Genomic DNA, 25869 nt, shown 5'->3' with positions numbered 1-25869 from the left:
AAGACCGGGCGATGGAACAGAGGAAGATCATACGGACGGACATTGCAGCGTCGGCGATCGCGCATCTGACGCTGGTGGCGCTGATCATCGTGATCAGCGAGGTCCGTCCCTTTCACGCCGCGGCACCTGAGTCCGTTTCGGTGGACATCGTCACCGCGGAGCAGGTGAAGCAGGAGGAGGTCAAGGCAGAGAAGGCCAAGGAAGAAGCAAAGGAGAAGCCGCCGGAGCCGCTCCCCGACCTGAAGCTGCCGAAGCTGGATTTTACCGACAAGGCGGAAACGGCACCGAAGCCTGCGGCCAAGCAGCAGGCCGCGTCGCAATCGTCGCAGCAGAAGGCGTCGCCCGAGCCGGAGCAGAAACAGCCACAGCCGCAACCCTCACAGGCGCCCAAGCAACGCGAGGCCACCGCGCAGCCTCAGGCCCAACAGCCACAGCCGACGCAACCGCAGCCTCAGCCGTCGCAACTGCCGCCGCAGCAGCCACTGCCGCAATCGCAGCCCCAACCGTCGCCACTGGCGATGCAGCCGCCGCAGGCTGCGCCGCCGCCGGCCTATCAGGCGCCGGAGCCCGACGTCACCGTCAAATATGGCGTCATGCTCGGGCTGCCGCCCGAACTGCCGAGTGACCTGCCCAGGGCCGATGGCGGCGACGCCAAGGATTCGATCGCTGCCAAGCTTTCGCCCGAGGTCATCGCAGAGCTTCGCCGTCATTTGAGGAGCTGCGCCAAGCTACCAGCCGGGGTCGAGCCGACTGACAACGTCCACATCAAGCTGCGCACGGTGTTCGCCACCGATGGCACGCTGGCGCGCCCGCCGATCCTGCTCGAAGCCCCGCCATCCGCGAAGGGCGTTGCCATCGTGAAGTCCGCAACGAGCGCGCTGCAGGCCTGCCAGCCCTACAAGATGCTGCCGGCCGCCAAATACGAGGAATGGAAGGTATTGGACCTGCCGTTCTCGCCGCGGGATTTCGCGTCGTAGCCCACCGTAGCCCGCGCGTCGGTGACGCCGTAGGAGAATTGCGCTGCTTCCTCATACTCCGTCATTGCGAGCGCCGCGAAGCAATCCAGAATTCCCACCGCGGAGAGACTCTGGATTTTCTTCGCTCCGCACGCAATGAGGAGGTGGAGAGAGCCGGGCTCAACGGCCGCGCTTCTTCATCGCCGTATCGCCATCCACCGCCTCCGGCGCCATCGCCGCCCAGGCGCTGGAGGCGAACTGGCGCCGCCACGTCACGACCACGACTGCGGCCGTGGTCACGAACAGCACCCAGGGGCTGACGAACCAGCCGAGATAGCCGAGCGCGAAGAAGAAGGCGCGCTGGCCGCGGTTGAAATGGCGGCCGGCGGACTCGAACACGCGCGTGGTGCGCATGACGTGGGCTTCGGCCGCCGGCGTATCGCGTTGCGAGGCCGGCGGCATGCCGCCGAACAGGATCGCGACATAGTTGAACAGGCGATAGGCCCAGGCGAACTTGAAGAAGGCGTAGACGCAGATCAGCACGAGGCCGACGCATTTCAGCTCCCACATCGCGGGCGAGGTGCTGAGGTCGATCGGCAGCTTGCTCAGAATCGTGATCGCGTCGTTGGTCGCGTGCAGCAGCGCCAGCGCGCCGCCGAGTGCGAACAGGCTGGTGGAGGCGAAGAAGGCGGTGCCGTTCTGGAGCGAGGCCATGATCTGCATGTCGACCATGCGCGTCTCGCGGTCGAGCAGGCGGCGCACCCAGACCTCGCGATAGCGGTTCATGCGCGCCGACAGGCTGTCGCGGCCATAGGCCGAGTGTTCCAGCGTCAGGGCATAGGCCGCCCATTCGATGATGAAGAAGCCGACCGCCGTGATGTCGACCCAGTGCCTGCTCATGTGTTGCTCCTAGAGAGATCGCAACGATTGCCACGCACGGCCGGGCGCAGCAACGATTGATTGGCGGCATGCGATGGCGTTAAAAGCAGCTCGCTTCAAGACGTCTCGGGAAGGACTGGTGACATGGCAACGCTCAAGCTCGCGATCGGCAACAAGAACTACTCGTCATGGTCGATGCGGCCCTGGCTCGCGCTGCGCGCGAACGACATCCCTTTCGTGGAGACCCTGATCCCGCTCTACACCGACAATCCCGCCGACAAGGAGCAGATCCTGTCCTTCAGCCGCGCCGGCAAGGTGCCCGTGCTGGTCGATGGCGACGTGACGGTGTGGGATTCGCTCGCCATCATCGAATACATCGCCGAGCGTTATCCGGAGAAGAAGCTGTGGCCCGACGATGCCGCGGCCCGCGCCCATGCCCGTTCGGTCTGCGCCGAGATGCATTCCGGCTTCGTGCCGCTGCGCAGCGAGTGCGGCATGAACCTGCACCGGCCGATCCGCTCCGTAGCGCTGTCGGCCGACGCCAAGGCCAACGTCGCGCGCATCGAGGAGATCTGGCGCGAGTGCCGGGCGCGTTATGGTGCCAAGGGACCGTTCCTGTTCGGCCGCTTCGGCGCGGCCGATGCGATGTATGCCCCGGTCGTGCACCGCTTCCGCACCTATGCGATCGACGTTGCGCCGGACACCAAGGCTTACATGGATACGATGATGGCGCTGCCGGCATTCCAGGAATGGACGCGCGAGGGGATCGCCGAGACGCTCGTCATTGCGAAGTTCGAGGACGCCTGACCGGCGGAGCATGATCCGAAGAAGTGGGTACCGGTTCTTCGATAAATCATGCTCGCCTGGAATGCGATCGGGCGCCGCTTGACGATGCACAAGACGACGGCGCTCAATCGCGGGACGATCGGCAAGAAGAGGCACGCCATGGGAATCCTGGACTCGCTGGAAAACAATCCCGCGCTGCGCAGCGTCGGCCAGCTCGGTGCCGCCGTGCTGCCGGCCGTGCTCAACGAGGTGCTCGGCAGCAACAACCAGGGCGGGCTCAGCACGATCGTCGCCAAACTCCAGCAGGCCGGCTTCGGCGACCAGGTCAAATCCTGGCTGGGCAACGGCCAGAACCTGCCGATCTCGGCCGACCAGCTCCGCGCGGTGCTCGGCAACGACACCGTCCGCCAGCTCGCCGCACGCTACAATATCCCGGTCGACCAGTTGGGTGAGATCCTCGCCCAGGAGCTGCCCAAGGCTGTCGACCAGGCGAGCCCGCAAGGCCATCTGCCCCATAACGCCTAGGGGTTGGTTCCAGCGGTATCAAAGTGGGCGCCGGCTCCCTCTTATCGTCCTGAAAAGACTTGAAAATTTGTGTATTCACCGCGCTCGCATGAGGCTGGTCAAAAACGCCGCATGCATGCTATATAGCACCCGGGTTTCCGGCCGGCCATCGCAGTGGGACCATGGGCGAGGCAGGCGTTGTTTGAGTAATGGAGAGGGTGTTGAAGCACAAATTCCCCGTTGGAACGCGCGTTCTGTTCACGGCCAGCAACGTCGCGCGCCCCGCTGCCAGCGGCTCGTACGAGGTCATCCGCCTGCTGCCGACGGAAGGCGACGACTGCCAGTACCGGATCAAGAGCTCGACGGAAGCGTTCGAACGGGTCGCCAAGGAAAGTCAGCTGGCGCTGTCCTGACGCGCCGCCGACACCGCCCATTGCTGTCGCGGACGAATTTGCTCCGATCGCCGTCAAAAGGCCCGCTTCGCCTTCACAGGGTGGGGCGGGGCAGTTGCCGAGTCGCGGTGCTCGCTTGACCATTTGCTCTTCGCTCGCGTGAGGGGGACATCGCGCATGAACTGGGCATCGGCCACTTCGCTCGACCAAATCTGGCGCGCGCCGGCACTTCCGATGTGGATGACGCTGGTGGCGGCTGGATTCTTCGGATTGATCCTGATGATCACGCTGCTGCGCGCCGAGAGGTCGGTCGCCAATGGTGCGCTGACGGTGATTACGCTGCTGTCCATCGCGATCGCCGGGGCTGCCATGGTTCACGCCTATGGAACGGCGGGGCAGGACGCGCCGACCCAGTCGCGAGCACAGGCCGCGTTCGCCCCGAGCCTGCCGGCCCTGTCCTGTCTCGACGGACTAGCCGGCGATGCCGTGGCCGCTGGCTGTGAGCGAGTGCTGTTCGGCGCACCCGACACCGCGGCGGCTGCAGTTGCCTACACCGCGGCCAGGATCGACCGGCTCACCGCACTCGGTGATGCCGCGACCGCCGACAAGAGCCTGACGCTCGACATCAAGGTGCTGCGCAGGTCGCTGGAGCGCGACCGCTACGGCCTTCTCGCGCAGGTGCTGGTCGCGCGGGACGGCTGCACGCAGTCCGATTGTGCCGCCTTCCGCTCGCTGACCGATCAGCAGCAGGTCGCCGCCAACATGGATTCCCATCTCTACGACACGCTGGTCGCACGCTACGCCCCGACCTGGAATGCGCCCGCGGCGCTGCCGTCGCCGGCCATGCCGGCCACTGCCGCGCTCGCGGGGTTGCCGCCGTCGATGCCGACGGGCAAGCCGACCAATGCGGAGTTCCCGAGCGCCTCGTCCACGCCTCCGGTGAGCATCATGAATCCGGAGCCGCCCACTGCGGCCTCGCGCCAGGCGGCGCCTGCCGCCAACGCAGCAGCGGCGCCGCGCGCGCCGGCCGCGACCTCCGCGCAGGCTGCCGCGCCCGCGGCACCGGCTGCCAAGAAGCCGCCGGCGCCGAAGGCTGCGCGTGCGCCCGCTGCAACACCGGTTCCGCTCGCGCCGCCGGCTTCTGCTCCGGCTGCTCCGGCTGCTCCGGCTGGCCCGGCTGGTCCGGCTGCTCCGGCTGCGGATAAAGAGTAGTTCGGCATTCCAAATGCGTGGCTGCCCGGCTAATGCTGGGGCATGCCACTCCATCTGATCAAGCTCGCCGTCGGCTGCGACTCCGTCAAGGAATTGAAGGAGTGGGTGGCCGAACGGATGCAGACCGCCAAGAAGAAGGGTCTGCCGCAACATCACATCCACATCACCCGCATGGTACCCAAGCGCGATGCCGAGATCCTCGCCGGCGGGTCGCTCTACTGGGTCATCAAGGGGGAGATCGCGGCACGCGAAAAGATCATCGGCATCGAGCCGTTCCGCGACAAGGACGGCATCGGACGCTGCCGGATCGTGATGCAGCCGAAGGTGATCTCGGTCTCGCCGCGGCCGATGCGCCCGTTCCAGGGCTGGCGCTATCTCACCGAGGATTCCGTGCCGGCCGATCTCGGCAAGTCCGCCGCCGGCTCGATCGCGGCCATGCCGGAGCCGATGCGGCGCGAGCTACGGGATCTCGGATTGCTCTAAACCGCGATATTGTCGATCAGCCGGGTGGTACCGAGCTTGGCTGCGACCAGGATCCGCAACGGGCCGTCCTTGCGCGAGGTGACGGGTGCCAGCGTCGCGGCATGGCGGGCCTCGTAATAGTCGAGCGCAAAGCCCGCCGCCTTGATCATCTCGGCGCCGCGCGCGACCGCGGGTGCGATGGCTTCGCCACCACGGATGCGGCCGGCGCTCTCCTTCATGGCGCGATAGAGCGTGGTCGCGGTCTGCCGCTCCTCCGCCGAGAGGTAGACGTTGCGCGATGACATCGCGAGCCCGTCACGCTCGCGCACGGTGCGGGAGCCGATCACCTTCACGCCGAGGTCGAGGTCACGTGCCATCTGCGTCACCACCCGCAGCTGCTGAAAGTCCTTCTCGCCGAAGATCGCAACATCCGGCCGGCACTGCGTGAACAGCTTGCCGACGACGGTGGCTACGCCGCCGAAGAAGTGCGGACGGAAACGGTCCTCGAGGCCGGCGAGCGCCGGCCCCTCCGGCACGATGCGGGTGGCAAAGCCCTCCGGGTACATTGCCTCGACGCCGGGATGCCAGACAATGTCGACGTCCTCGGCCGCGAGCCTGGCGATGTCCGACTTCCAGGTGCGCGGATAGGCGCCGAAGTCCTCGGTCGGAGCGAACTGGGTCGGGTTGACGAAGATCGACACCACGACGCGGCTGGCCCGCCGCTTGGCGAGACGCACCAGCGACACATGCCCGTCATGGAGCGCCCCCATGGTCGGGACCAGCGCTATCGTGGCCTTTCGCTTGCGAAGATTGTCGACGGCGCGCCGGAGTGCGGGGACCGTGCGGGCGATCAGAGGGCTTGACGACATCAGGACTCGACTGGGTTGGAAATCAGCGGGGAAGGCCGCGACGCCTGGCTGGCTAACCTTAACAAGTGGCAGTCGTCGACGCCATGCACCCGGACGCGGCACAGCATCGTGCGCAAGACCACGCGCGATGTCGCGACATTGTAGGCTGGATCACAGACGATGAATGGCGCCGCCAATTCACGATGAAGAACGGGGCGCTGCGATTTGCATTACCTGTCACGCATTTCACTTGACCGCAGACGCGGCCAACTCGAAGATATTCGTCAGGGTGTTGAGGATCGCTATGCTCCTGCAAGCTAGCCAAGGCCAGTCAGGCTCGGCGCATGTTGTCGTGCTCGGCAACGAGAAGGGCGGCTCCGGCAAATCGACCACCGCCTTGCACATCGCCGTTGCGCTCCTGAAGGCCGGTCAGCGCGTCGCCACCATCGACCTCGATTGCCGCCAGCAAAGCTTCACGCGCTACATCGACAACCGCGCCGCCTGGGCCCGCCGCACCAAGCTCGATCTCGAACTGCCGGTGCATCGCTGCATCAAGCTCGGCGAGACCATGCAGATTGCCGAGAACGAGAACTCCGAGTTCCAGCAGTTCATGGAAGCGGTGTCGGAGGTTGAGAGCAGTTTCGATTTCATTGTCATCGATACGCCCGGCACCGACAGCTACCTGATGCGGCTCGCCCATTCGATGGCCGACACGCTGGTCACGCCGATCAACGACAGCTTCCTCGATTTCGATGTGCTCGGCACCGTCGATCCCGCCAACTACGCGGTGACGGGCGAGAGTCACTATGCCGAGATGGTGAGGGACGTCAGGCGCAAGCGCCGCCAGCTCGACGGCTCGACCGCCGACTGGATCGTGGTACGCAACCGCCTGTCCATGCTCGGCTCCCGCAACAAGCAGCTCGTCGCCGACGGACTGAAGGATTTGTCGCTGCGGCTCGGCTTCCGTTATGTCGACGGGTTCGCCGAGCGTGTCGTCTACCGCGAATTCTTCCCGCGCGGCCTGACCGCCCTCGACGAGATCGACGAGGCCACGCTCGGCATGCGGCCCAATCTCGGCCATCTCACTGCGCGGGAGGAGGTGACGAGTCTGCTCCGTCAGCTCAAACTGCCGCTCGACGAGCGCGGTCGCCGCCGTGCGGCAAATCGCGCCGAATGGTTCAGCCAGGTCGACAAGCCGCTCGAGGTTCACGACATCATCAGCGCCTGAGCGGTATATCGCTACGTCCGGTCCACCGGGAGCTCGGTTCCTGCCCGGAACCAAGGCGGTGCTAGGCCGTTTCACCCCCTGTTTACTGCGAAATTGAGCCCCATCGCGGCCAGTGCGTCAGATGGTAGCCTGCACCCTGACGTACGGTATTAGAATGGGCTGCCCAAGAAACGAGTGCGCCGCACAATGAAAGGGCTGACGGTTCACAATATTTAGCCTTCCTGTCACGCTGCTGTGACATATATTAGGGGATAGGCGACCAGGGGCCGAAGAGCCTCGGAAGAACACGATTTTCAACAGGGATTCAGGCCGTAAGAGCCTGAGGCTGAGGACGAAAATGAAGCGTGGAATTGCCGTTCTGGTTTCGGTCAGTGCCCTCTGCGGCATCGCCTATTTCACGGCGAGCAAGTGGGCGATCAAGCACGAGACCATCACCTTCTACGATGCTTCGCGCGACAATCGTCCCGTACCTGTCGACATCGCGGTGCGCCGCGACAAGGAAATGCAGGCCAATGCCGGCATGATCACGCTGCCGGTTGCGGTGATCAATCACGGCAACACCGTCAAGAACACCGAGTACGGCTTCCTCGCCAACATCTTTGCTGCGCGCGGCTACATGGTCGTGAGCCCGCAGCATGATCTGCCGAGTGATCCTCCCATGGTGACCAAGCCCGGCGAGCTCTATGTCGGCCGGCTGCCGCAGATCCTGCGCGGCGTCGCCAACATCCATCTCGCCATGCAGGAGATGAAGAAGGTTCAGCCCAACGCCGACTACGACAAGGTGACGATGGTCGGCCACTCCATGGGCGGCGACATCACCATGTACTTCGCCAAGCAGTATCCGGATGAGGTCAAGAAGGTCGTCACGCTCGACAATCTGCGCGTGCCCTTCGTCACTGCCGGCAAGTTCAAGATCCTGTCGTTCCGCTCCACCGATCCGCAGTTCAAGGCCGACGCGGGCGTGATCCCGACGGATGAGGAATGCGAGAAGGCGGGCATCCAGGTCGTGAAGACCGAATTCCAGCACAACGACATGCGTGACACCGGTCCGGATGCGGCCAAGAATTCGATCCAGGGCATGCTCGACAAGTTCCTGAGCGCGACGGACAGCGAGGTCGCGCCGGTCGATACGCAGTCGTCCCCGCCCAAGATCCTCGAGCCCGGCCCGGTCGCCCTGATGGCCCCCGCCAAGAGCTGACACCTCACTGACCGGCCGATGCCGATCTGTGCAATGCCTCCGCCGGCGTCCGCCCGCGGAGGCTTTGCACATTGACCGGGCTGCCTGCGTTCACCACATTAGTCGCCCACGCCTTGGTTGAGCAGCGATGTCGGGCGAACCCATCAAGCCGCGCGATGATGCCGTTTCCACGAAGCCCGGCGGAGCTGTGCAGGCCGGCACGTCGACTTCGGAGGACATTGCTGCCTTCGTCGCGAAGGCCCGTGCCCTATCGCCGCATGCGCCCGACGCAAAGGGGCGGCTGATCTTCGCGCTGGATGCGACGATGAGCCGGCAGCCGACCTGGGACATGGCCTGCGCGCTCCAGGCCGACATGTTTCGCGAGACCGCGGCGCTCGGCAGTCTCGAGATCCGCCTGGTCTACTATCGCGGCTTCAACGAGTGCCGCGCCTCGGGATGGATCTCCGACAGCACCAAACTGGCGACGCTGATGAGCAAGATCGATTGCCGCGGCGGCGACACCCAGATCGGCAAGGTGCTGAGCGAGGCACGGCGCGAGGCGATCGCGTCCGGCGTGCGCGCCCTCGTCTTCGTCGGCGACGCCATGGAGGAGAAGATCGACGAGCTCTGCGCCAGGGCCGGCGAGCTCGGCATGCTCAAGGTGCCCGTCTTCCTGTTTCAGGAGGGCCACGATGCGGTGGCTGAAAAGGCCTTTCGCGAGATCGCGCGTCTGACCGGCGGCGCCTGGTGCCGGTTTGATCCGGGCGCTGCGGCGCAGTTGCGCGAGCTGTTGCGTGCGGCGGCGGCCTATGCCGCGGGCGGCCGCGAGGCGCTGCTGAAATTAGCCAGAAGCGCGAACGGTGCGGCGATGTTGATCGGCCAGATGAAGTAAGAGATCAGGCCTTCAGCGGTGAACGCCATGCATTTTGCCGGCAGGACGGCTATATTCCGGCCATGACCCTGATCGCCGGCGTCGTCGCCGTTATCACGCTTTATCTGCTGCTCCAGATGTTCCGTTCCGCCAATCCGGCGGTGCTGGCGCGCACCATCAAGTTTGGCGGTGGCGTTGTGGCGCTGGCGGTCGCGGCCTTCACGGGCTTGCGCGGCGAACTGGCGGTTGCGATCCCGCTCGGAATTTTCGGGGCCGGGCTGCTCGGCTGGACGCCATTGGCGAACGCCGGCTTCGGCAACATCGGCGGACTCTTTGGCGGCGGCGCTGCGCCCGCGTCCGGGCAGGCCTCGCGCGTGCGCTCGCAATTCCTCGACATGCGGCTCGACCACGATTCCGGCCAGCTCGGAGGCCGCATCGTCGCCGGACCTCACGCGGGGCGCGATCTCGACGAGTTCGATCTCGCGGGCCTCCTGGCGATGGTCCCGGCGTTCGACGCCGAGAGCGTGGCCTTACTTGAAAGCTATCTGGACCGCCGGTTTCCCGCTTGGCGTCAGAACGCGCAGGGTGATGCGGCAGGGAGGCAGCGCCGCACGGCGGCGAGTGGCAAAATGACGGCGGAGGAAGCCTATCAGATCCTTGGCCTGCAGCCGGGGGCGGGGCGCGACGACATCAGCCGGGCCCACAAATCCCTGATGAAGAAACTCCATCCCGACCAGGGGGGCTCGACGTATCTCGCTGCCCGGGTAAACGAGGCCAAGGATACTCTGCTTCGCACGCATAACGGCTAACTCCGGCACTACGCTACAAACGCCCGTACCGCGTGAGCTCCGTTGCTCTGTCTGTCGCCCCGATGCCCGCCATTGTCGGCGTGGTCGATCCGTTGAGTAAAAATTTAACCGTAAATTGTTGACGAGAGGTTGTCGCGGAACAGGCCGGACGCAGGGCCGAAAACAAAAATGCCCGCGCAAGGCGCGGGCATTTTGATCGGAGCGGTGCGACGATCAGTTGCGCACGGTGATGCAGGAGATGTCGGCGCGCTTCAGGGCGCGGCAGACGGCTTCGGCCTGGTCGCGCTCGAGCCCGGCGAAACGGGCGCGGTAGAGCTTGCGATTGTCCTTGGCGACGACAGGCTCGGTGAACGGATCAGCCTTGCTGAGCAGGCCGCGGGCCGAGTTGCGCGCCGCGTCGATGCGCTGCTGGGCTTCGTTCTCGCTTTCCAGCGCGCCGACCTGGACAATCCAGCCGCTGTGGACGGCCGGCTTGCTGGTGGCGCTCATCTGGATCGGCTGCGGCGCCGGATCGGCGGACGCAAGCTTCGGAGCGGCCGGTGCGGCCGCGGCGCCGGTTGTGGCCGGCAGCACGCCGAGGATGCCGTTGCCGGTGCCAAAGCCAGCCGGCTGGCGCGGCAGCTCGGCGCGCGCGACGTCCGCCTTCGGCGGTTCCGGCTGAATCTGGGGCTCGGGCCTGTTGATCAGATCGGCGCGGGCGACGACGGCGCCGGAGGTCTCCGCAACGTCGGAGCGGGAGGCGATCGTGCTCGTGACCTGCGGAGCAACCGGAGCCGGGGCTGCGGAGGCGACCTTCACGGCGCCGGCCTTGACCTGAACGGTCTTGACCCGAACCGGCTTCATCGGCTCGGACGAGCCGGGGATGATGGAGAGCGGCTGGCTCGAGATCACACCATTGGTGAGCGGGGCGGGCTCGATCCTGGATTCAGTCGGCCGGACCTCGGGCTTGCTGGCTTCCGGCTTGGGCGGGGCCGGCGGCACCGCGGCCGTCGCCGCGGCAAGCGTCGACAGGCGCGCAGCAAGACGAGACTGGGCGGGTTCGGGAGCAGGAGCGGCGGCCTGGACCTGCGGAGCGGGGCGGGCCGGCGTATCCGACGCATCGGCAACCTCGGCAGAGGCGTCAGCGCCATTGCGCTCGGTGACGGCAGCAACGGTGTGCGTGGTCGCGCCTTTCTCGAGGTTCTCCGCGAGCAGGTTGCGCATGATGGCATCGCGCGAGCCGCCGCTGCGGCCGCCGAGCACCACGCCGATCAAATGGCGGTTGCCGCGGCGCATCGAGGTGACGAGGTTGAAGCCGGAGGCGCGGGTGTAGCCGGTCTTGATGCCGTCCACGCCTTCCACGCTGCCGAGCAGGTGATTGTGGTTCCGGATCGACTGGCCGCGCCAGTTGAAGGTCGAAGTGGCGAAATAGCGATAATAGCGCGGGAAGCGCTCCTGGATGGCGCGGCCGAGCGTGGCCTGGTCGCGCGCGGTCGTGACCTGCTCGTCGTTGGGAAGGCCGTTGGCATTGCGGTAGACCGTACGGGACATGCCGAGCGAGCGCGCCTTGCGCGTCATCATCTGGGCGAAGTCATCTTCGTCTCCGGCGATCGCTTCCGCGATGACCACGGCGGCATCGTTGGCGGAGCGGGTGACGAGGCCCTTGATCGCGTCCTCGACGCGGATGGTCTGGCCGGCGCGCAGGTTCAGCTTGGTCGGATCCTGATCGGCGGCGTGCTGAGACACCGGCATCTCGGTATCGAGCTTCATCTTGCCTGACTCGAGACGCTCGAACAGCAGGTAGAGCGTCATGATCTTGGTGAGCGAGGCGGGGTGGCGGATTCCGTCCGGGTTGTTCGACTGCAGCACCGCGCCGGAATTGCCGTCGACGATGATGGACGCGAATTTCGGGCTGGAGCTCTCGGATACGTCGCGCTGCACCCGGTTGTGCGCGTAGTGCCGCCGGTGGCGCCGCGCCTCGGCAGCATCGGTGGTGAAGATGACTGCGGTGGTGACCGTAAGAAGCCCGAAAACGCCAACCCGCGCCAAGCGCGAGGAAGACAAGTTTTTACGAAGCATGGAACCCCGTCCCCGTTTCTGACTTGATCACCGGCCCGTGAGGCGAAATTGTGCCCATGCGACCCGGGATCATTACCTGCTCAGGCTGTTCCTCCGCTTGTGTTCGCTGCGGGGGACGTTGGGCCTGAGCCGCTGTTCTGGCTAAGGTGATGTTCTCAAACGGCTTTGGCCGCTTGCAGAAGCTGAACACGTCCAGGGAATCAGGGTAGGGGCCTGCGGTTTCCAAAAGCTTAAGGAACCCTTGCGGGAATAACTGGAAATTGCCGTGATCCGCATTTAGTTTTGTGCATCGCACAAGATTCTTGACTTTATTGTGCGTTGCACTAATTATGGGCAGTAGTCAGGGAGCCGGGGCTTCCCGACGAGAGCCAGGGAAAAGGATTCCGAAATGTTCAAGGTTGAAGACTTTCAGAACTACGGGAAAGAGCACTTCGAGCAGTGCGTTGCCTCCGCGTCCTCCGTGCAGCACGGCCTCCAGGCGATCGCCAGCGCCTATGGCGACTACACCAAGAAGTCGTTCGAAGACACCAAGTCCTTCGTCGAGAAGCTTTCCGGCGTGAAGTCGCTGGACAAGGCCATGGAAGCCCAGACCGACTTCGCCCGTTCCGCCTACGAGACCTTCGTCGCGGAATCGCAGAAGATCGCCGGCCTTTACAACGACCTCGCCAAGCAGGCGTTCAAGCCGGTCGAGACCATCGTGTCGAAGTTCACCCCTGCCGGCAACTAAGCTTTCTCGGATATCCTGAAAGCAAAAGCCCGGCTGAACAGCCGGGCTTTTCGTTTGTCGCCCGGGTCCGTCTCGGCGCGCCACGCGCAGCACGGCCGACTCGATCGTACTGAATGTGTGGCCGATTGGGTTCGCTGCTCGGGGCGAACTTGCGCGCACGAAGATCATGATGATTGATGGGTCCCCGCGTTTCGCCCGGCTTCTTCCTTGCCCGATTTTGCGCCAGGCAATTCAGGCGGAAGCTCGACTGAACCGTAGAAGTCCGGAGATGCACGCGCGAACCGTCACAGCTCAGTTGGCCGGCCGGTTCCTGATCAACATGTCCTGACCAGGCGGCGCGGAAATTTTTGTCAAATCGGCCCAGATTGACTAACCTCGGTCGGGATCGTCCGGATCGGGAATCGGGACCGTCGCGGCCGCATCGGCCGGACCTTTGCACGCTTGCGGCGAGCCGGGGTCGGGCCCATATTGTTGATGACCGATACGGCTTGACCGGACCGGTTGGAAGCGGCGATCCAACGAGGCGGCGCGCCCGCGTGAAGCTCCGAGGTCCGGGGCTCCGCGGCGGACCGTCATACGCTTCCGTGGGGAATTTGAACGCCTGAGCCATGCCGCAACTGTTGTCCAGACTCGACCTGTCCGCGGCCATCGCCGCTCCCGCTCCCCGGATGAGCAATGACGAGAACCGTTCCGGCAGTCCGACGGGTCCGAACACCTCTGTCATCACCAAGGTCAAGCCGAAGACCAAGCGACCGAACCTCTACCGGGTACTGATCCTGAACGACGACTACACGCCGATGGAATTCGTGGTCCACGTGCTGGAGAAGTTCTTCCAGAAGGACGTCGAGGCGGCCACCAAGATCATGCTGCACGTTCACCATCACGGCATCGGGGAGTGCGGCGTGTTCACCTACGAGATTGCCGAGACCAAGGTGACGCAGGTGATGGACTTCGCCCGCAAGCACCAGCATCCGCTGCAATGCGTGATGGAAAAGAAGTAGGTCACCTTACGGCGCCTCTCGGGGCCGGCTCTCGTGTCTGTCGCAGTGTGATTGTCTCGTGATGCCTGCGCGCGACGTCTGCTGCAGCCGGCAAGATTAATTCTGCACCAGCGCCAATCCCGCCCAAATCGGAACGGGTTTTGCATCGAAGATTGCCCAGATGGCTAGGTGTCGTGTCGCGGAACCGGTCTTTCGCCGCGATCTTGTATAACTATATGTGACAAAGGTTGTTGTTGCCTGACCGGGCGATCACGACCATGATGGTGGGGGCCATAGAGGACGCGAATGCCGACTTTTTCCCAAAGCCTTGAACAATCCCTGCATCGTGCGCTGGCGATCGCAAATGAGCGTCATCACCAATACGCGACGCTTGAGCATCTCTTGCTCTCTCTGATCGACGACTCCGATGCAGCCGCCGTCATGCGCGCCTGTAGCGTCGACCTCGACAAGCTCCGCACGAGCCTCGTCAACTATCTTGAGACCGAATTCGAGAACCTGGTGACGGATGGCGCCGATGACGCCAAGCCGACCGCCGGTTTCCAGCGCGTGATCCAGCGCGCGGTGATCCATGTGCAGTCGTCGGGGCGCGAAGAGGTGACCGGCGCCAACGTGCTGATCGCGATCTTCGCCGAACGCGAGAGCCATGCCGCTTACTTCCTGCAAGAGCAGGACATGACGCGCTACGACGCAGTCAACTACATCAGTCACGGTATTGCGAAGCGGCCGGGCGTCTCCGAGGCGCGGCCCGTGCGCGGCGTCGACGAGGAGACCGAGACCAAGGGCAGCGAGGACGCCAAGAAGAAGGGCGAGGCGCTCGAGACCTATTGCGTCAACCTCAACAAGAAGGCGCGCGACGGCAAGATCGACCCGGTGATCGGACGCAATTCCGAGATCAACCGCGCGATCCAGGTGCTGTGCCGCCGGCAGAAGAACAATCCGCTGTTCGTCGGTGAAGCCGGCGTCGGCAAGACGGCGATCGCCGAAGGCCTCGCCAAGCGCATCGTCGATAGCGAAGTGCCGGAGGTCCTGGCGGCTGCAACCGTGTTCTCGCTGGACATGGGCACGCTGCTCGCCGGCACGCGCTATCGCGGCGACTTCGAGGAGCGCCTGAAGCAAGTGCTGAAGGAGCTCGAGGCGCATCCGAACGCCATCCTGTTCATCGACGAGATCCACACCGTGATCGGTGCGGGCGCGACGTCGGGTGGCGCAATGGACGCGTCGAACCTGCTCAAGCCGGCGCTTGCCTCGGGCACGATCCGCTGCATGGGCTCGACCACCTACAAGGAATATCGCCAGCACTTCGAGAAGGACCGCGCGCTGGTGCGGCGCTTCCAGAAGATCGACATCAACGAGCCGACGGTCGAGGACGCGATCGCGATCCTCAAGGGCCTCAAGCCGTACTTCGAGGACTACCACCGGCTGAAGTACACCAATGAGGCGATCGAGGCTGCGGTGCAGCTCTCTTCGCGCTACATCCACGACCGCAAGCTGCCCGACAAGGCGATCGACGTGATCGACGAGTCGGGCGCGGCGCAGATGCTGGTCGCCGAGAACAAGCGCAAGAAGACGATCGGCATCAAGGAGATCGAGACCACGATCGCCTCGATGGCGCGGATCCCGCCGAAGAGCGTGTCGAAGGACGATGCCGAGGTGCTCAAGCATCTCGAGCAGACCCTGAAGCGCACCGTGTTCGGCCAGGACAAGGCGATCGAGTCGCTCGCCGCCTCGATCAAGCTCGCACGCGCGGGCCTGCGCGAGCCGGAGAAGCCGATCGGCTGCTACCTCTTCTCGGGCCCCACCGGCGTCGGCAAGACCGAGGTTGCCAAGCAGCTCGCGGCGACGCTCGGCGTCGAGCTGCTGCGCTTCGACATGTCCGAGTACATGGAGCGGCACACCGTGTCGCGCCTGATCGGCGCGCCTCCCGGCTATGTCGGTTTCGACCAGGGCGGCCTGCTCACCGATGGCGTCGACCAGCATCCGCATTGCGTGGTGCTGCTCGACGAGATCGAGAAGGCGCATCCCGATCTCTACAACGTGCTGCTCCAGATCATGGATCACGGCCGGCTCACCGACCACAACGGCAAGCAGGTCAACTTCCGCAACGTGATCCTGATCATGACCACGAATGCCGGCGCGGCGGATCTCGCCAAGCAGGCGTTCGGCTTCACTCGCTCGAAGCGGGAAGGCGACGACCACGAGGCGATCAACCGGCAGTTCGCGCCGGAATTCCGCAACCGTCTCGATGCCATCGTCTCGTTCGGCCATCTCAGCGTCGAGGTGATCGGCACCGTCGTCGAGAAGTTCGTGCTGCAGCTCGAGGCGCAGCTCGGCGACCGCGACGTCACCATCGAGCTGTCCGAGCCGGCCAAGGCGTGGCTGGTCCAGCACGGTTACGACGAGCAGATGGGCGCGCGTCCCATGGCCCGCGTGATCCAGGAGCACATCAAGAAGCCGCTGGCCGACGAGGTGCTGTTCGGCAAGCTCAAGGGCGGCGGCCACGTCCGCGTCGTTCTCGTCAAGGACGAAGCCGACGAGACCAAGGAGAAGATCGGCTTCGAGTTCGTCGAGGGCCCGGTCACGCCGAAGCAGGAGAAGCTGCCCGGCACCCGCAAGCGCCCGCCGGGCAAGTCAAAGCCGGGAGGCCCCGGCGGTTCGAAGGGCCCGACCTCCAAGGGACCGCTGGTCAAGGCTTGATCGGCATGTGATGAAATCGAGAAGGCCGGCTGCGAAGCCGGCCTTTTTGTTCTGAGTTGCGAGCGATCCTCAGGTTCCTGCCTCGGGCGCCGCTCCGCCGGTCGCCGCGGCCGCTTCGCGGGCGGTCGCGCGCTTCGAGCTCGGACAGATGACTGCATCGTCACGATGACCGGGGGGTTGCGCTCGGTTGCCGCGCCGGTCGCAGCATCGACGCCCATGCCGACCACGCCGCCCGGCAGGGGTTGCCGGCAAAGCCGGCGGCCCCGCCGAGCAGGGCGTCGTGCAGGTGGTCGGAACATCCATTCCGCTGACCAGGGCTACCACGCCTGAAGGTGTCGATGAGATGCTGATATTTGCGGCGATCCCAGCGGTCCTCTCCCGCTCGGCTCTTCTGAGAGATAGAGCAGCTCAAGGGCGCTCGTCACACTGCCGGGGGATTGCGGTCGGTGAAGGTCGTGCGCTGGTGCCAATAGGGATAGGGTAGCGTCACCTTGCTGGCGGCGTCGAGCTTTGCGACCTGATCCTTGGTGAGGGACCAGCCGACCGCACCGAGATTCTCGCGCAGCTGCGCCTCGTTGCGTGAGCCGATGATCAGCGTCGAGACGGTGGGGCGCTGCAGCAGCCAGTTCAGGGCGATCTGCGAGACGCTCTTGCCGGTCTCCTTGGCAATCTCATCGATCGCGTCGACCACACGATAGACGTGCTCGTCGGGCACGGGCGGGCCGAACTCGGCGGTCTTGGGCAGGCGGCTGACGTCCGGCTTCGGCTGACCGCGCCGGATTTTTCCCGTCAGGCGACCCCAGCCGAGCGGCGACCAGACCACTGCGCCGAGCCCCTGGTCGAGGCCGAGCGGCATCAGCTCCCATTCGTAGTCGCGCCCGATCAGCGAATAGTAGGTCTGGTTGGCGACGTAGCGCGGGAAGCCGTGCTTGTCGGCAATTCCGAGCGATTTCATCAGGTGCCAGCCCGAAAAGTTCGAGACGCCGACATAGCGGATCTTGCCGGCGCGCACGAGCACGTCGAGGGTCGAGAGCACTTCTTCCGGCGGAGTGAAGGCGTCAAAACCATGCAGCTGGAACAGATCGATGTAATCCGTGCCGAGCCGGCTCAGCGAACCGTCAATGGCCGCGAGCAGGTGCTGCCGTGACGAGCCAATGTCGTTGGGACCGTCGCCGAAGCGGAAAGTCGCCTTGGTCGAGATCAGCACCTTGTCGCGGCGGCCCTTGATGGCCTCACCCAGAACGCGCTCGGACTCGCCGAGCGAATAGACGTCGGCGGTGTCGAACATCGACACGCCGGCCTCGAGGCAGACATCGAGAAGACGCCGAGCTTCGGTCGCGTCCGTCGTACCCCAGGCGGCGAGGCGGCCGACGCCGCCGAAAGTGCCCGTTCCCAGGCTCAAAGCAGGCACCATCAGGCCGGACCCGCCCAAGCGTCGGTATTCCATCGATAGGCTCCTCGGCTGGCCGCTGATTGATTTGGTGCGGCCTTGGTGCCGAAACTAACGCAAGCGGGCGCCTTGTCCTATCACGCGCTCACATAGCGGCCTTGCTTGGGAACGCCCTAGTCATGCCCAAGCATGTCGTCGAGCGCGGCGTCGACGATGCGCGGGCCGACGATCTTCGCCGGAGGATTTGCCGCGCGCCTTGCTACGGATGGGGAAACGCAGGCGAGGTCAGTGTTGCGATCCTGCTGCGGCAGCAGCGTCAAACCCCATCCCACCACGACCAGCACCGCGAGCCGGATCGCGATCATGCTCAGCAGCAGCTCTGATCCGCCTGTCGTCGCGTGAGTCCTCATGCGCACCAGCCTGAGGCACGCGGTGTGACAAGACAATCTGGAATTGGCGAGCCTTGCCTTCGTCGTACACGAAGGCTGCGGCTGATGTCTGTGCCGCCTGGACGATGCCACTAGGCGAGGCAGTGACCGAGCAACTCGGGATGCGCCGCACAGATGTGATGCGCACCGGCGTCCCGCAGCTCGGCTTCGCTGCCATAGCCGTAGAGCACGCCGATCGCGGTCATGCCGTTGGTGCGGGCGCCGACGACGTCGTGGCTGCGGTCGCCGATCATGATCGCGCTGGCGGGATCGACCTTGGCCTCGGCGAGCGCGTAGCGCAGCAGGTCACGCTTGTCGGCGCGGGTGCCGTCGAGCTCGGAGCCGAACACGCGCTCGAAATAGGGTTTCAGGCCGAAATGATCGACAATGCGGGTAGCATAGACCGCGGGCTTGCTGGTCGCCACGAACATGCGCGGCGTCGTCGCGGCGAGCGTCGTCAGCGTGTCCACGATGCCGGCATAGGCCTCGTTCTCGAACAGGCCGATATCGGCAAAACGTTCGCGATAGAGCAGCAGCGCCCGGTCGGCGAGTTCGTCGCTTCCCGCGAGTTTCTTCAGGCTGGCAAGCAGCGGCGGCCCGATGCACCAGGTCAGCTCGTCCTCGCTTGGCACCGCCAGGCTCAACCGCTCCAGCGCGTACTGGATCGAGCGGGTGATTCCGGGCTTCGGGTCGGTCAGCGTGCCGTCGAGGTCAAAATAGATTGTGGCCATCAGGGCGGAACCGGCGTTGAGACTGCCGCCCGTTGCTAGACGGCCGGGCTCTCAAGTCAAGGCCCGTCGCATCATTGCTGCCGGGCCCATGCGACGATCGCCGCGGCGTCCGGGCCGGCCTGGGCTTCCCAGGCGGCGATCGTGCTGGTCGCTGCGTTGCGGAGCGCTGCGACGAGAATGCGGCGCGGGCTCGGCGATGGTGACGCCGTTGTCGCGCATGCGTGCGTAATTCTCGGCGGTGCGATGGGCGAGCAGCACGAACTGGCTCTGCTCGGTCTCGGCAGCGGCCGCCATGACCTCCCGCTGCATCGGCTCGGACAGCTCTGCGAACGCCTCGCTGCGGACGAAGGCGATCGAGATCGGCATCGCATAATTGATGGCCGTGAAATGCGGCAGGAAGTCCCAGAGCTTGCGTCCCGCACCGCCATCACCGGAGGTGAGGAACGCGTTCAGCTGGTGTTCCTTCAGACCGGCAAGCGCCTTGTCCATCGGCAGGAACTGCGCGTTGGCTCCGGCGGTGCGCATCACCGCGCTGGAATTGGCGTCGTAGGCGCGCAAATTCAGCTTCGGCAGATCGTCGGTGCCGGCGAGCGCATGATCGGACCAGAGGCCCGTCGCCGGCCAGATCGTCAGATAGAGCAGCTTCAGACCGCGGGCCGCGAACGCCTTCTCGTAGAGCGGGCGGGCCCGCGCATTGGTGGCGTGGGCGACGTCGGCCGATTGCACCAGAAAGGGCAGGGTGGAGAGGCCGAGCACCGGGTCGAGGCCGGACAGTGCGCCGGCAAAGGCATCGCCCCCGGCGATGCGGCCATCCAGCGCCGCCCGCGGCATCTCGCCCGAATTGATCTTGAGCTCGTTGTCGAAGGCGCTCGTCACGGTCACGAAACCGTTTGTGCGCGCTGCGACGCGATCGGCGAAAGTGGTGAGGCCGATGCCGGAAATGTTGTTTTGCGGGTATTCCGTGGTCATCCGCCAGTTGACCTGCGCCAGGGCCGGAGCAGTGGACAGGACGAAGGCGGCGAGGGCCAGGATCGCGCGGATCCGTCTGGCGGGGGAACGCATTGGGAGAAGCAGGTCAGGCAGCATATATTGGCAACTCGTCAAACCATGGCACGATGCCACATGGCAGAACAACTTGTCGCATGCCGCGCCGGCAGGCGCTACAGCGTTGCTTGGGCAGTGTCGGCGCGGATTGCAGCACTCATTCTTGTCGCGCCGGCCGCGTCGGCGACACAGGCGGCATGGGACAGCTCGCCCGCGAAAACCAACGTCGCAGTCCCCAGCGTCGAGGAGCTCGCGATGTCGCCGCCGAAGCCGGCCAATGCGCGCGAGAGCGACACGCGGGAATCGATCTGCCTGATCGTGGAGGCGGCCGCGCGCGATGCCAATCTGCCGCTGGAATTCTTCGCCCGCGTCATCTGGCAGGAAAGCCGCTTCCAGGCCGATGCGGTGGGGCCCATGACGCGCAGCGGCGAGCACGCGCAGGGCATCGCGCAATTCATGCCGGGGACCGCGAGCGAGCGCGGGCTGCTCAATCCCTTCAATCCGGTGCAGGCATTGCCGAAGTCGGCCGAATTCCTGAACGAGCTGCGCAATCAGTTCGGCAATCTCGGCCTTGCCGCAGCCGCCTACAATGCCGGGCCGCGCCGTGTGCAGGAATGGCTCGCCGGCACCGGTCCGATGCCTGAGCAGACCCGCAACTATGTCTACGCCATCACCGGCGCGAGCGTCGAGGCATGGGCGAAGGCGGGCAGCACCGGCAAGGGCCCGCCGAGTTCGCCGCCGACGAGCTGTCGCGATCTCATGGCCCTGTTGAAGCGCGCGCCAAATCCGTTCGTCGCCGAGCTCGAGCAGCATGTCGAGCTTGCCGCGGCGAAGATCTGGGGCGTGCAGCTCGCCGCCGGGTTCGACCGCAACAAGGCGCTGGCGATGTATTCCCGCGCGGTCACGCGCCTGAGCGCGGTGATCGGCGAGCGCGATCCGAGCCTGCTGAGCTCGGTGATGCGCAGCCGCGGCACGCGTGCATTCTACCAGGTGCGCATCGGGGCGGATACGCGCAGCGAAGCGGATGATTTGTGCAACCGAATCCGCAAGGCGGGCGGCGCCTGCTTCGTGCTGAGGAATCGGGGTGCGGGGTAGGGGCGTCTCTCCGCACGCATGCCAGCCCCGCCGCGCGCTTCCTTGACGCGGACGGCCGCATTGCCCGTTATGCAGCCACGATTCCGTAACCCCGGCCAATCCTCCCGTGGCGCTCCCCCCGCTCGATTCACCTCAATGGCAAAGTCAGTGGCGCGCCTTTGCGTGGGGCCTGCGCTCGATCACGCAGACGATCCTCACGATCGTGCTGTTCGTGACCTATCTCGGCATCGGTGCGCTCGCCCACGACACCCATTTCAGCCTGCTCTGGGCGCTGTGCTCGACGCTGTTCGTCTGGGCGGGGCCGGCGCAGATCATCCTGATCACCACGCTCGGCTCGGGCGCCACCATCATCCAGTCGGCGATCGCCGTGACCGTCAGCGCCATCCGCCTGTTTCCGATGGTGGTCTCGGTGCTGCCGCTGATGCGGACGCCGAGCACGAAACGGCGCGAGCTGGTCTTCGCCGCGCATCTCACCGCGGTGACGCTGTGGGTCGAATGTCATCGCTTCCTGCCGCAGGTTCCGCGCGAGCGGCGCATCGCCTTCGTGCATGGGCTCGGCTGCGGCCTGGTCTCGGTGTGCCTTACCGCCAACACGGTCGGCTATTTCCTTGCCGCCAATCTGACGCAGACGCTTGGCGCGGCGATCCTGTTGCTGACGCCGCTGTCGTTCCTGTTCTCGACCGCGCGCAACAGCCGCGAGGTCGCCGACGTCGTGGCGTTGACGCTCGGGATATTGCTTTATCCGCTGGCTGCAAAGATGAACTCCGGCCTAGACATCCTCGTCAGCGGCGTGGTGGCCGGCACCATCGCCTACGGCGTGCATTGGTGGCGGGAGGTGCGCGCATGAATTTCGCACAGATCATCGGCGACTGGCATGCGCTCGCGGTGCTGTTCGTCGCCGGCGTTGTTCCCAACCAAATCTGGCGCATGCTGGGTCTGTGGTTCGGCGGCGGCATCGACGAGGGCTCGGAGCTGCTGGTCTGGGTGAGGGCGGTCGCGACCGCGATCCTGGCCGGCGTCATCGCCCAGATCGTGGTCGAGCCGCCCGGCGCGCTGGCCAGCGTGCCCGATGTCCTGCGCTATGGTGCGGTCGGCGCCGGACTGGTCGTCTTCCTGCTGACGCGCCGTTCGATCTTCGCGGGCGTGCTGACCGGCGAAGTCTTCATGCTGGCCGGCAAGTGGTGGTTGGGCTAAATTCACCGCCGAACAGGCTTGAGGAACAGGAATTATGGTTCGCGAAAACGAGCTCCGCGAGGGCGAAATCGCCATCGAGCTGCCGTCCACCGAGGATGCGGGCCTCGTCTTCATCGGCCGCATCCGCACACCCTGGACCTCACGGCTGGAGACGCCGCGGCAGGGCCGTCAGGACGGCCCGATCTGCCGCCTCGAGATCTTCGAGCCGTTCGTGCCCGCCATCAAGGGGGTCGACTTCTACAGCAATCTCGAAGTGCTGTACTGGCTCGACCGGTCGCGCCGCGACATCATCCTGCAGAGCCCGAAGAACAACGAGAAGACCCGCGGCACCTTTTCGCTGCGCTCGCCGGTGCGACCCAATCCGATCGGCACCTCGATCGTGAAGCTCGTCGGAATCGAGGGCAATGCCATCCTCGTTCGCGGTCTCGACTGCATCGACAATACGCCGCTGATCGATATCAAGCCGGACCGCTGCGAGTTCACCCCGCTGGCGGCGCCGCAGCCGGGGGATTTTCAGACGGAGTGAGGGCGCACTGTCGTCTGTTCGTCATTGCGAGGACTTCTTGCGACGAAGCAAATCCAGAACTGCCTCCGCGGAGGGATTCTGGATTGCTTGTGCGCCAGGCAAGCTGGCGTGGTCCAACCGGTGGAAGTCCGGTCCGGGTAAGCGGTAGCGAGCGCCCGGTAGTGAGTGTTGCGTGGCCGTCGGCAACGGCGGCTGCGAAGCGTACACAACGATGCTGTGGGGTGGGCTATTGAGCCGCGAAAGACAGAAACTCGCAGAGGCCGAGCCGGTAAGCAACGTCGAAGGCAACATGTGCGGCGCCGTTATGCGAGGCGCTGACGCTCTGCCGTGGTCGAAGACCCCATCACGCAGCAAAGGACCGCGTCGGAACCTGGGAGGTCCCGCATCTGACCGATGGCAACATGCCCCCAAGGTCCGCATCGGGAAGGCGAGGAGCCAAAGCCGATGACGAACGGATGCGGGAAGTCGGAGGCGGCCGTAGTAGCGTCGAAGCCTGCGAACGAAGCGGAGCGATCCGCGGAGGAGTTGGTGGAGCGAAGGGCCGCGACCAAGGGGAATGCGGACCAGCAAAGCACGCCCCGGACGCCGAGCCGGACAAGCGCGACACAGGCGTTGGAACGCATACGGCGAACTGCAAGGGAAAGGAAGAAGGAGAGGTTCACTGCGCTGCTTCACCACATCACGCCTGAACTGCTCGAGGCGGAGTTCTTCGCGCTGAAGAAGCATGCCGCGCCGGGTGTGGACGGAATGATGTGGCGGGACTACGAGCAAGACCTCAAGGCCAATCTTGAGGACCTGCATGCTCGTGTTCACCGGGGAGCGTACCGGCCGCAGCCGTCGCGGCGGGTCCATATCCCGAAGCAGGATGGGCGGCAGCGACCGCTGGCGATTGCGTCCCTCGAGGACAAGATCGTTCAGCGGGCAACCGCTACGGTGCTCAACGCGATCTACGAGGAGGACTTCCTCGGGTTCTCGTATGGGTTCCGGCCCGGGCGCAGCGCGCACGATGCGATGGATGCGCTGCTGGTCGGAATCGAGAGCCGGCGGGTGAACTTCATTGTTGACGCCGATATCCGCTCGTTCTTCGACATGGTGGACCAGGAATGGCTCATCCGCTTCGTCGAACATCGGACCGGCGACCAGCGTATCATCCGTCTGATCCGCAAATGGCTCAAGGCGGGTGTTCTCGAAGAAGGAACGGTCAGGGTCAGCGAACAGGGGACGGCACAAGGGGCGGTGATCTCGCCGCTGCTTGCCAACATCTACCTGCACTATGCCCTCGATCTGTGGGCCGAACGCTTCAGACGGCGCGAGGCCGCGGGTGACATGATCATCGTGCGCTACGCTGACGACTTCATCGTCGGCTTCGAGCATGAGAATGAGGCCCGGCACTTCCTCGAAGAATTGCGCAAACGGCTGCAGGAGTTCGCGCTGTCACTGCACCCTGAGAAAACCCGGCTGATCGAGTTCGGACGTCATGCGGAGGACAACCGCAGGCGGCGCGGGCTCGGCAAGCCGGAGACCTTCAACTTCCTCGGCTTCACCTTCATCTGCAGCCGATCCAAGCAAGGCAAGTTCCAGATCAGGCGCAAGTCTCGCAAAGACCGCATGCGGGCGAAACTGCAAGCCGTGAAGCAGGGAATGCGACGGCGTATGCACCAGTCGGTGCTCGAACAGGGCAAATGGCTGCGGCAGGTCGTTACCGGGTACTTCAACTACCACGCGGTACCGACCAACAGCCGAGCGCTCAGCGCCTTCCGCTACTTCGTCGTCCGTGAAGAGTGGCTAAGCGATTGAGCTAGAATCGCATTTGTCGTTGTGGACTGTTTTGCGTTTGCAGGGGTTTGATGCTTCGGGCGTCGGAACCTTGCAATTTCATTTTCAGGATTGAACGAAGCCGCTGGCGCGGCATGTAGGGAGGCATAGCAAGGATTGCCTCCTGTCTGAGAGGATTGCGGGTTTTCGAAGCCCAACCCTTTAGACAGGAGGTTTTCCGATGGCTGAGATCAGCCCACTTCGCCGCCGCATGATCGAGGACATGACGGTCCGCAATCTGTCACCGGCGACGCAGCAATCCTACCTCAACGCCGTAGCGAAGTTGAGCCGATATTTCGGTCGTTCTCCTGACCGCCTCGACCTGGAGGATATCCGTGCTTTCCAGGTTCATCTGGTTGCGACGGGGATGTCCTGGCCGGCGCTGAACCAGATCGTCTGCGCACTGCGGTTTTTCTACGGTGTGACGCTGGGTCATGACACCGTTCCGGAGCGCATCGCCTATGCGCGTAAACCGCGCAAACTGCCGGTGGTGCTGAGCGCCGACGAGGTCGTGCGCTTCCTGGAAGCAATCCCAAGCCTCAAGAGCCGTACCGCGCTGACCACCGTCTATGCCGCAGGCTTGCGCGTATCGGAAGTGGTCCTCTTGAAGGTTGTCGACATTGATAGCCAGCGGATGTTGATCCGGGTCGAGCACGGCAAGGGCGGCAAGGACCGTTACGTTATGCTCTCGCCGCAGCTTTTGAGGATTCTGCGGACGTATTGGCGGCTCACTCGGCCCAAACGATGGCTATTTCCCGGCCGCGACGACGAGCGTCCGCTCGTCCCTAACGTGCTGCACGCCGCCTGCCGTTCAGCCTGTACGGCGGCCGGCTTGAGCAAGTCGGTGACAGTGCATACGCTGCGGCACACATTCGCGACCCATCTCCTGGAGAACGGGGCCGACGTGCGCATCATCCAGGTGCTGCTCGGCCATGCCAGTCTGCAGAGCACGGCGCGCTATACCCAAGTCGCCACAAAGACCATCAGCAATACGCCAAGTCCGCTTGACCGGCTCCGCCTGGAGGTCGTGCCGCCCGGCTGA

The 25869-nt window shown here is 64.8% G+C and carries 25 protein-coding genes and 1 pseudogene; 19 read left to right on the top strand and 7 right to left on the bottom strand.

Going from position 1 to position 25869, the window contains the following annotated elements; translation table 11 throughout:
- Positions 1-11 precede the first annotated feature (11 nt).
- Positions 12-977 (top strand): hypothetical protein, encoded by a 966-nt coding sequence (locus ACNJYB_RS23185; protein WP_439368668.1) that lies wholly within the window; start codon positions 12-14, stop codon positions 975-977.
- Between the two features lie 159 nt (positions 978-1136).
- On the opposite strand, the gene ACNJYB_RS23180 is transcribed toward ACNJYB_RS23185, so the two are convergent.
- Entirely contained in the window at positions 1137-1856 is a 720-nt protein-coding gene (locus ACNJYB_RS23180; RefSeq protein ID WP_439368667.1) for a DUF599 domain-containing protein, read from the bottom strand.
- 123 nt (positions 1857-1979) lie between these two features.
- On the opposite strand from ACNJYB_RS23180, the gene ACNJYB_RS23175 reads away from it, so the two are divergent.
- The 5 genes from ACNJYB_RS23175 (at position 1980) to ACNJYB_RS23155 (ending at position 5212) form a co-directional block, all read left to right on the top strand.
- Complete coding sequence (locus ACNJYB_RS23175) at positions 1980-2642, top strand: glutathione S-transferase family protein (protein ID WP_439368665.1); 663 nt, start codon at positions 1980-1982, stop codon at positions 2640-2642.
- 138 nt (positions 2643-2780) lie between these two features.
- Positions 2781-3146, top strand: a complete 366-nt coding sequence (locus ACNJYB_RS23170; RefSeq protein ID WP_439375629.1) for a YidB family protein — start codon at positions 2781-2783, stop codon at positions 3144-3146.
- A gap of 188 nt (positions 3147-3334) precedes the next feature.
- On the top strand, positions 3335-3538 hold the full coding sequence (locus ACNJYB_RS23165; protein WP_018647393.1) for a hypothetical protein: 204 nt from the start codon (positions 3335-3337) through the stop codon (positions 3536-3538).
- A gap of 156 nt (positions 3539-3694) precedes the next feature.
- The gene (locus ACNJYB_RS23160) at positions 3695-4729 is read left to right on the top strand and encodes a hypothetical protein (RefSeq protein WP_439368663.1); all 1035 of its coding nucleotides are present in this window, start codon (positions 3695-3697) and stop codon (positions 4727-4729) included.
- Positions 4730-4771: 42 nt separating this feature from the next.
- Positions 4772-5212, top strand: a complete 441-nt coding sequence (locus ACNJYB_RS23155; RefSeq protein ID WP_018647395.1) for a DUF1489 family protein — start codon at positions 4772-4774, stop codon at positions 5210-5212.
- Here ACNJYB_RS23155 and panC read toward each other — a convergent pair.
- A complete protein-coding gene (panC, locus tag ACNJYB_RS23150; RefSeq protein ID WP_439368661.1) occupies positions 5209-6060 on the bottom strand; it encodes a pantoate--beta-alanine ligase in 852 nt (283 codons plus the stop codon). The two genes, ACNJYB_RS23155 and panC, sit on opposite strands and share 4 nt — an antisense overlap.
- A 283-nt stretch (positions 6061-6343) precedes the next feature.
- Here panC and ACNJYB_RS23145 point away from each other — a divergent pair, with 283 nt between their 5' ends.
- The 4 genes from ACNJYB_RS23145 (at position 6344) to ACNJYB_RS23130 (ending at position 10124) form a co-directional block, all read left to right on the top strand.
- Positions 6344-7267, top strand: a complete 924-nt coding sequence (locus tag ACNJYB_RS23145) for a division plane positioning ATPase MipZ (protein WP_439368660.1) — start codon at positions 6344-6346, stop codon at positions 7265-7267.
- Positions 7268-7604: 337 nt separating this feature from the next.
- Positions 7605-8465 (top strand): alpha/beta fold hydrolase, encoded by an 861-nt coding sequence (locus ACNJYB_RS23140; RefSeq protein ID WP_439368659.1) that lies wholly within the window; start codon positions 7605-7607, stop codon positions 8463-8465.
- Between the two features lie 127 nt (positions 8466-8592).
- The gene (locus ACNJYB_RS23135) at positions 8593-9336 is read left to right on the top strand and encodes a VWA domain-containing protein (RefSeq protein WP_439368658.1); all 744 of its coding nucleotides are present in this window, start codon (positions 8593-8595) and stop codon (positions 9334-9336) included.
- A gap of 62 nt (positions 9337-9398) precedes the next feature.
- The gene (locus ACNJYB_RS23130; protein ID WP_439368657.1) at positions 9399-10124 is read left to right on the top strand and encodes a DnaJ domain-containing protein; all 726 of its coding nucleotides are present in this window, start codon (positions 9399-9401) and stop codon (positions 10122-10124) included.
- A 213-nt stretch (positions 10125-10337) separates the two neighbouring features.
- On the opposite strand, the gene ACNJYB_RS23125 is transcribed toward ACNJYB_RS23130, so the two are convergent.
- Complete coding sequence (locus ACNJYB_RS23125) at positions 10338-12182, bottom strand: serine hydrolase (RefSeq protein WP_439368655.1); 1845 nt, start codon at positions 12180-12182, stop codon at positions 10338-10340.
- Positions 12183-12570: 388 nt separating this feature from the next.
- Here ACNJYB_RS23125 and ACNJYB_RS23120 point away from each other — a divergent pair, with 388 nt between their 5' ends.
- The 3 genes from ACNJYB_RS23120 to clpA all read left to right on the top strand — a co-directional run bounded on the left by ACNJYB_RS23120 (position 12571) and on the right by clpA (position 16604).
- Positions 12571-12909 (top strand): phasin family protein, encoded by a 339-nt coding sequence (locus tag ACNJYB_RS23120; RefSeq protein WP_439368654.1) that lies wholly within the window; start codon positions 12571-12573, stop codon positions 12907-12909.
- 668 nt (positions 12910-13577) lie between these two features.
- Positions 13578-13910: an ATP-dependent Clp protease adapter ClpS gene (gene clpS, locus ACNJYB_RS23115; protein WP_027548135.1), complete on the top strand. Its 333-nt coding sequence runs from the start codon at positions 13578-13580 to the stop codon at positions 13908-13910.
- 285 nt (positions 13911-14195) lie between these two features.
- A complete protein-coding gene (clpA, locus tag ACNJYB_RS23110; protein WP_439368653.1) occupies positions 14196-16604 on the top strand; it encodes an ATP-dependent Clp protease ATP-binding subunit ClpA in 2409 nt (802 codons plus the stop codon).
- A 421-nt stretch (positions 16605-17025) separates the two neighbouring features.
- On the opposite strand, the gene ACNJYB_RS23105 is transcribed toward clpA, so the two are convergent.
- From ACNJYB_RS23105 to ACNJYB_RS23090, 4 genes and pseudogenes are all read right to left on the bottom strand, one after another.
- Positions 17026-18051 (bottom strand): aldo/keto reductase, encoded by a 1026-nt coding sequence (locus ACNJYB_RS23105; RefSeq protein ID WP_439368651.1) that lies wholly within the window; start codon positions 18049-18051, stop codon positions 17026-17028.
- Between the two features lie 116 nt (positions 18052-18167).
- Positions 18168-18404, bottom strand: coding sequence for a hypothetical protein (locus ACNJYB_RS23100; protein WP_439368650.1), 237 nt, complete (start codon positions 18402-18404; stop codon positions 18168-18170).
- Between the two features lie 110 nt (positions 18405-18514).
- The gene (locus ACNJYB_RS23095) at positions 18515-19153 is read right to left on the bottom strand and encodes an HAD family hydrolase (protein WP_439368649.1); all 639 of its coding nucleotides are present in this window, start codon (positions 19151-19153) and stop codon (positions 18515-18517) included.
- 71 nt (positions 19154-19224) lie between these two features.
- Positions 19225-20239 (bottom strand): annotated as a pseudogene (locus ACNJYB_RS23090) (TRAP transporter substrate-binding protein).
- Between the two features lie 21 nt (positions 20240-20260).
- Between ACNJYB_RS23090 and ACNJYB_RS23085 the strand changes: the two are divergent.
- The 6 genes from ACNJYB_RS23085 to ACNJYB_RS23060 all read left to right on the top strand — a co-directional run bounded on the left by ACNJYB_RS23085 (position 20261) and on the right by ACNJYB_RS23060 (position 25869).
- Complete coding sequence (locus ACNJYB_RS23085) at positions 20261-21292, top strand: lytic transglycosylase domain-containing protein (RefSeq protein ID WP_439375628.1); 1032 nt, start codon at positions 20261-20263, stop codon at positions 21290-21292.
- 106 nt (positions 21293-21398) lie between these two features.
- Positions 21399-22139 carry an AzlC family ABC transporter permease gene (locus ACNJYB_RS23080; RefSeq protein WP_439368648.1) on the top strand — a complete coding sequence of 247 codons (741 nt, stop codon included), beginning with the start codon at positions 21399-21401 and terminating at the stop codon, positions 22137-22139.
- Positions 22136-22486, top strand: a complete 351-nt coding sequence (locus ACNJYB_RS23075; RefSeq protein WP_439368647.1) for an AzlD domain-containing protein — start codon at positions 22136-22138, stop codon at positions 22484-22486. The genes ACNJYB_RS23080 and ACNJYB_RS23075 overlap by 4 nt, the downstream gene beginning before the upstream one ends.
- Before the next feature lie 34 nt (positions 22487-22520).
- Positions 22521-23012 (top strand): tRNA (N6-threonylcarbamoyladenosine(37)-N6)-methyltransferase TrmO, encoded by a 492-nt coding sequence (gene tsaA, locus ACNJYB_RS23070; RefSeq protein ID WP_439368645.1) that lies wholly within the window; start codon positions 22521-22523, stop codon positions 23010-23012.
- Positions 23013-23540: 528 nt separating this feature from the next.
- Positions 23541-24809 carry a group II intron reverse transcriptase/maturase gene (gene ltrA / locus ACNJYB_RS23065; protein WP_439368644.1) on the top strand — a complete coding sequence of 423 codons (1269 nt, stop codon included), beginning with the start codon at positions 23541-23543 and terminating at the stop codon, positions 24807-24809.
- Positions 24810-25008: 199 nt separating this feature from the next.
- A complete protein-coding gene (locus ACNJYB_RS23060) occupies positions 25009-25869 on the top strand; it encodes a tyrosine-type recombinase/integrase (protein WP_439368084.1) in 861 nt (286 codons plus the stop codon).

The organism is Bradyrhizobium sp. SMVTL-02, assembly GCF_051853005.1.
GTDB lineage: Bacteria > Pseudomonadota > Alphaproteobacteria > Rhizobiales > Xanthobacteraceae > Bradyrhizobium.
Note: the sequence above shows the minus strand (reverse complement) of the source record. Positions and strands in the feature narration are given on the sequence as shown.